General features: G+C 61.2%; 8 protein-coding genes. 7 read left to right on the top strand and 1 reads right to left on the bottom strand.

The window, feature by feature from the left end:
• The 5 genes from ACH2EI_RS20325 to ACH2EI_RS20305 all read left to right on the top strand — a co-directional run.
• Positions 1–925: selenium-binding protein SBP56-related protein (locus ACH2EI_RS20325; RefSeq protein WP_395161389.1), on the top strand; the 925-nt coding region annotated here is incomplete at its 5' end.
• A complete protein-coding gene (locus ACH2EI_RS20320; RefSeq protein WP_395161387.1) occupies positions 925–1,290 on the top strand; it encodes a 2Fe-2S iron-sulfur cluster-binding protein in 366 nt (121 codons plus the stop codon). The genes ACH2EI_RS20325 and ACH2EI_RS20320, both read left to right, overlap by 1 nt.
• Positions 1,290–1,763: a CoA-binding protein gene (locus tag ACH2EI_RS20315; RefSeq protein WP_395153536.1), complete on the top strand. Its 474-nt coding sequence runs from the start codon at positions 1,290–1,292 to the stop codon at positions 1,761–1,763. The genes ACH2EI_RS20320 and ACH2EI_RS20315 overlap by 1 nt, the downstream gene beginning before the upstream one ends.
• Positions 1,764–1,841: 78 nt before the next feature.
• Positions 1,842–2,198 carry an ArsR/SmtB family transcription factor gene (locus ACH2EI_RS20310; RefSeq protein ID WP_395161385.1) on the top strand — a complete coding sequence of 119 codons (357 nt, stop codon included), beginning with the start codon at positions 1,842–1,844 and terminating at the stop codon, positions 2,196–2,198.
• A gap of 30 nt (positions 2,199–2,228) precedes the next feature.
• Positions 2,229–2,465, top strand: coding sequence for a twin-arginine translocase TatA/TatE family subunit (locus ACH2EI_RS20305; RefSeq protein WP_395153534.1), 237 nt, complete (start codon positions 2,229–2,231; stop codon positions 2,463–2,465).
• 64 nt (positions 2,466–2,529) lie between these two features.
• Here the strand turns inward: ACH2EI_RS20305 and ACH2EI_RS20300 are convergent, their stop codons facing one another.
• Positions 2,530–3,675, bottom strand: coding sequence for a sensor histidine kinase (locus ACH2EI_RS20300; RefSeq protein ID WP_395161383.1), 1,146 nt, complete (start codon positions 3,673–3,675; stop codon positions 2,530–2,532).
• Positions 3,676–3,783: 108 nt separating this feature from the next.
• Between ACH2EI_RS20300 and ACH2EI_RS20295 the strand changes: the two genes are divergently transcribed.
• A complete protein-coding gene (locus ACH2EI_RS20295) occupies positions 3,784–4,821 on the top strand; it encodes a succinylglutamate desuccinylase/aspartoacylase family protein (protein WP_395161381.1) in 1,038 nt (345 codons plus the stop codon).
• Between the two features lie 70 nt (positions 4,822–4,891).
• Positions 4,892–5,463, top strand: a 572-nt coding sequence (locus ACH2EI_RS20290; RefSeq protein ID WP_395153923.1) for a hypothetical protein, incomplete at its 3' end; no start/stop codon positions are given.

The following is a 5,463-nucleotide window of genomic DNA, read 5'->3' as shown; positions in this document are numbered from 1 at the left end:
CATCATCTCCTTCCTCGGAAATGCCAAGGGCGAGGCACCCGGCGGCTACCTGCACGTCAACAAGGACTTTGAGATCGTTGGCCGGTGGGAGAACTCCATGGGCGACATCCCGTTCGGATACGACTTCTGGTACCAGCCGCGACACAACGTGATGATCAGCTCTGAGTGGGCCGCACCGAACACGTTCATGCCGGGCTTCGACCTCGAAGAGGTGGGGCATCTCAAGTATGGGCGCCGTCTCCATGTCTGGGATTTCGACAAACGCGAGCCGGTGCAGACCATGTATCTCGGCGAGGACGGCCTGCTGCCCCTCGAGGTCAAGTTCCACCACGATCCCGACAGCACCCATGGCTTCTGCTGCGCGGCATTGAGTTCGAACGTCATCCATTTCTGGAAGGGCGACGACGGAGTCTGGCAGTGGGAGAAGATCGTCGACGTCGAGAACCAGCTCCACCCCGACTGGCCCATCCCGCTCCCTGGTGTGATGTCAGCGCTGCTGGTTTCAATGGACGACAAGTACGTCTACATCAACAACTGGCTGCACGGCGACATGCGCCAGTACGACATCACCGACCCACACAACCCAAAGCTGACAGGGCAGGTGTGGATGGGCGGTCTGCTGGGCAAAGCGCCCGAGGTCAACGGCGTCAAAATCGCTGGTGGCCCGCAGATGTTCCAGCTCTCGCTCGACGGCACGCGCATGTACGTGACCACGTCGTTGTTCTCGACGTGGGACAACCAGTTCTACCCGGAGATCCGCACCCAGGGCGGGCAGATGATGATGATCGATTGCGACCCTGTGAACGGCGGCATGAAGATCAACAAAGACTTCATGGTCGACTTCGGCCAGGAACCCAACGGACCGAGCCGCGCCCACGAAACGCGCTACCCGGGTGGCGACTGCACCAGCGACATTTGGCTCTGATGGGACGTCGTACGATCACGATCACCAATCAGGGCGGCGGCACCTACATGGTCGACGAGGATCGGTCGCTCCTCGACACCTTGGAGGAGCTTGGCGTCGATCTGCCGTACGGCTGCCGCTATGGAGGCTGTATCACGTGTGCCGCCAAACTGACGTCGGGCCAGGTGGATCAGTCAGAACAGGTGGCCTTGAATAATCGCCAGATCAACAACGGTTACGTCGTGCTCTGCGTTGCTCGACCGCTGTCGGACTGCGCACTCGAAGTTGGCGTCGACAGTCATGACGCCCTGTACCGCAACCCGTTTCTTGATCCGCTGGAGCCGCACGAGCTCAAGGCGGACATCGCAACGGCAAAGGAGGCGTAATGCCCGAAGCCAAAACCGACCATCGCTACGCATATGCGCCTGAGTATTTGGCGGAGATCCTCCGCTCCGTCAAAACCATTGCCATGGTCGGGGCAAGTGCGGACAAGACCAAGTTCAGCTATGGCGTGCTGCGGCAGTTGGCTGAGATCGGCTACGACATCTTGCCAGTCAACCCGAACCCAGCGGTGACGGAGATTCGGGGCATCAAAGTGTGGCGCTCACTCGAAGAGATCGATCGGCCCGTCGACATGGTCGACGTCTTCCGGCCAAAGGAGGAGCTCTACGGAATCTCAGAGCAGGCCATTGCGATCGGGGCCAAGGTGCTGTGGGCACAGATCGACGTCTACGACGACCGCGCCGCTGCATTGGCCGAAGCTGCGGGGTTGCAGGTCGTGATGGACCGCTGCCCGAAGATCGAACTCTTCCGTCCATTCTGGAAGCCGCGCCTGGATCTGGACCTCGACCTCCCCTGAACAATGGAAGGTCGCTCGCCTGAAATTATCCTCATTTGGCGAGATGATCATCTGACAAAACCGTGATATCGTCATACTATGCCAGGAGGTCCGATCTACGAGGTGAAAGCGCAGCTCTTCAAGACGCTTGGTCACCCGGCTCGGATCCGGATTCTTGAGCTGCTGTCTGATGGCCCCCGTTCGGTGTCTGCTTTGCAGCCCGACGTCGGCATCGAGTCGTCGCACCTGTCGCAGCAGTTGTCCGTCCTGCGTCGCGCCGGAGTCGTCGAGTCCGACCGTGACGGATCGTCGGTCATCTACGCGATCGCAGACCCACAAATTCTTGATCTGTTGGCGATCGCCAAGGAGATCCTGACGACATCGCTGACCGGAACGCAAGAACTGCTCAGTGATCTCGATGCAATCTCGTATGAAACAACGTCGGCTGCGTCATAGGCGCCCCCGACTCAACCGAAGGAGAATGTGATGCTTGGTGGTCCAGAAGGAATGGTGTTGTTGGTGTTGGTGTTGGTGCTCTTCGGCGGCGCGCAGCTTCCCAAGCTTGCCCGCAACCTGGGCCGCGCCCAGAAGGAGTTCAAGGACGGGCTGGCCGACGCGACGCGCCAACATCCTGAACCGGCGCCCCTCGTAAAAGAAGTCGCAGCGGCCGGAGCGAACGAAGTCGCAGCGCCTCTCACGCAAGAAGTCTCAGAACCCTCCTGAAGTCCAGGCGGATCACCGACCGTGCATCGGGTTCTTGTTGGCCTTGACGGTTCTTCCTCAGGGGTTATGAACTGACCACCGTCGGCACTTGGCGATCGAGCGGTATCCAGATACGGACTGCGCAGCCGAATCCAGGAGCGCTCTCGATGTCAAAACGACCTCCGACGCGCTGCGCGAGGTACCGGACGTTCGAAATCCCAAGGTGGCCAGGTCGGGGTTGAGGTATTGATGCCGGCTCAAAACCGTCGCCGTCGTCAACGATGACGGCGCTGATTCCGCCGTCGATACTCGAGAGCGAGACCGACACCTTTGTGGCGTCTGCGTGTGCAGCGACGTTCGAGAGCGCCTCGTGGATCAACCGGAATGACAAAACGCGAGTCGGTCCATCGGGTTCGGCATCGAGCTGATCGTCGAGTGACCATTTCACTCCAAGGGGCTCCATCGTTTCTTCGAGGTACACCTCTGTGGCGATTGCAAGTCCTTCGTCTTCGAGGACAACTGGGTGCAGCTCGAAAAGCATGCGCCGCAAGCGGTTGATTGCGTGGTCGGCCTTGAGTCGGGCGGCGCCGAGTTGATCGTGGAGCTCGGGTGGAGCGTCGCGTTGTAGGCGCTGCAGCATCAGGCTGAGCACCGTGATCGCCTGGATCGGATCATCGTGCAATTCGTTTGCGATCCGTTCGCGTTCGGCAGCGAAGGTCGCCGAAGATTCCTGGGCAGCACGCTGTTGCTCGATTGCGAGTTGCAACAGCCGTGCCACCGAATGGAAGGTGGTCTTGGCTCGCTCGATCTGGTGCGTGGGCCAGTCACGGCTGATGCACATTGCGCCGAGTGGATGACCGCCCAGGCCTTGTAAGACGATTCCCCACACGTCGCACATTTCGTTCGACGGGTCGGCAAACTCGAAGCGGGAGGGCTCGGCGCCGTTGCGTGCTGCACTGGCGTCGGCATGGACGCGGGAGGCGACTGTTGCTTGGAGGTCATCGGGGATGGCGGAGGTCGAGGCGAATTCCAGGCCGTCGTCGGACAGGATGCGGATCGCAACTGCTCGTGCCCCAACCATCGACTCCTCCGCGTGGATGCAGATCGCCTGCATGATTTCTGCTGTAGGCCGGTGGGCCGCGAGGAGCTTGAGGACGCTCGATTGGCCGCGGTTGAATGTGCGGAACAGATCGCGCTCGTGCTCGATCTCGTTGGTCGGTACCTCGCCCACGTCGGTGATCGTATGGCGCAGCGGTGCCGTCGGATGACGTATCTGTGTCACCGGTGCTTGACCGGATGTGTCGTGCCTGGTTCGTCGTCTTGAGCGCACGATGGATCGATGGCGCTGTGCGAAACCCCGAGCGAAGCGCCGCTGATCCCAGTTGTGCAGCGGCGCCATATCGACACACTCGACGAGGTTGTCGCAAGGCCTTTGTTCGGAACTGCCGAACAGTTCTACCTGCCGCTGCCGTCGCTGCCGAGTGGTTCAGGAGTTTCGCTCCCCGTGATGGTGGTGACCGGCGCCCGACCTGGCCCAACGGTCTGGATCAGCGCAGCCATTCACGGCGACGAGATCATCGGTACCGAGATTATCCGGCAACTGCTCGGGCGGCTGGACCCGGCAGCAATGGCTGGGATGCTGCTCGCCGTGCCGGTAGTCGACGTCTACGGGTTCAATCGTGAGTCGCGCTATCTGCCGGAGCGGCGAGACCTCAACCGCAGCTTTCCCGGAACGCCGACGGGTTCGCTTGCGGCCCGTCTCGCCCACGTCTTCAGCACCGAGATCGTGAGCCGCTGCTCGGCGGGTATCGACCTCCACACCGGTTCCGGGGGCAGATCGAACGTCGCCCAGGTGCGCGGTGACCTCACTGACCCAGCATTCATGGAATTGGCCGGAATCTTTGACGCCCGAGTGACGGTGGGTAGCGACACGATTGTGGGTTCGCTTCGCAAACACTGCGTGGACGCCGGAATCTTGTACTTGATTTATGAAGCCGGCGAGGCCGAGCGATTCGACCAGCATGGCGTAGCCGTCGGTCTCGACGGCTGCTTGCGAGTGCTCGGCCACCTGGGGTTGGTCGAACACCCAGCCACGTCCGACCGAAACGACGAACACTTCGTCGGCACTGATGCCGGGTGGGTTCGTGCCGATGACAGCGGGGTTTTCGTTCCCACGATCGAACTCGGCAACGTGGTGGTCGCTGGCCAGGAACTCGGCGATGTCGGCGACACGTTCGGTGGGTCCCAGCGGCGCGTGCGTGCACCCGTTGCTGGCATGGTGATTGGACTCGCGGTCCATCCTCTCGTCGAGGCTGGCGATGCGCTCGTCCATCTCGCCACTCCGCTGACCCCACCGCTGGCCAGCCCTGGCGAGTGACACAAACACGTCATTTCGTTTGCGCTGGTGCGTCTTGCGCTCGAGCGGAGCCCAGAGGCAGGATGATCTCATGAAGATCACACTCGGCCAGCCCGTTCACACCTCCGATGGTCCGTTCGGCGAACTCGCCGACATCGTGGTGCATCCGGCGACAAACACAGTGAGTCACATCGTCGTGGAGCCGCACCATCGGCACTATCAGGCGCGGCTTGTCCCGATGAGCCTGATCGAGGTGGGCGACGACCAGTTGACGGTCCAACTCGACGAGACTCAACTGCGTTCGCTGCAGTGTGTTGCTGAGTCCGACTTTGTGCCGATCGATCAGCCCATTGACCTGGGTGACAACTGGGACGTCGGTATCGAACACATCGTGATCCCCTACGGGAGCTACGGATTCGACATGAAGGGCGTCGGTTCTGGGCCTGTTTGGCCAGACCACACGACGGTGAGCTACGACCGGATCCCCAAGGGCGACTGTGAGATCCGCCACGAGAGCGCAGTGATGAGTTCTGACGATCATCACGTTGGAATGGTCGCGGCAATGGTGATCGACGGCGACCACATCGAGGGCGTGTATATCGAAGCGGGCCTGCCGGGCTTTCGCCACCTCGTGGCCGTTCCGATCATGGCCGTCGGCAAGGT

The organism is Ilumatobacter sp., from assembly GCF_041688325.1.
Taxonomy (GTDB): Bacteria; Actinomycetota; Acidimicrobiia; order Acidimicrobiales; family Ilumatobacteraceae; genus Ilumatobacter_A.
The sequence above is the reverse complement of the archived record's forward strand: the minus strand, read 5'-3'. Positions and strand labels throughout refer to the sequence as shown.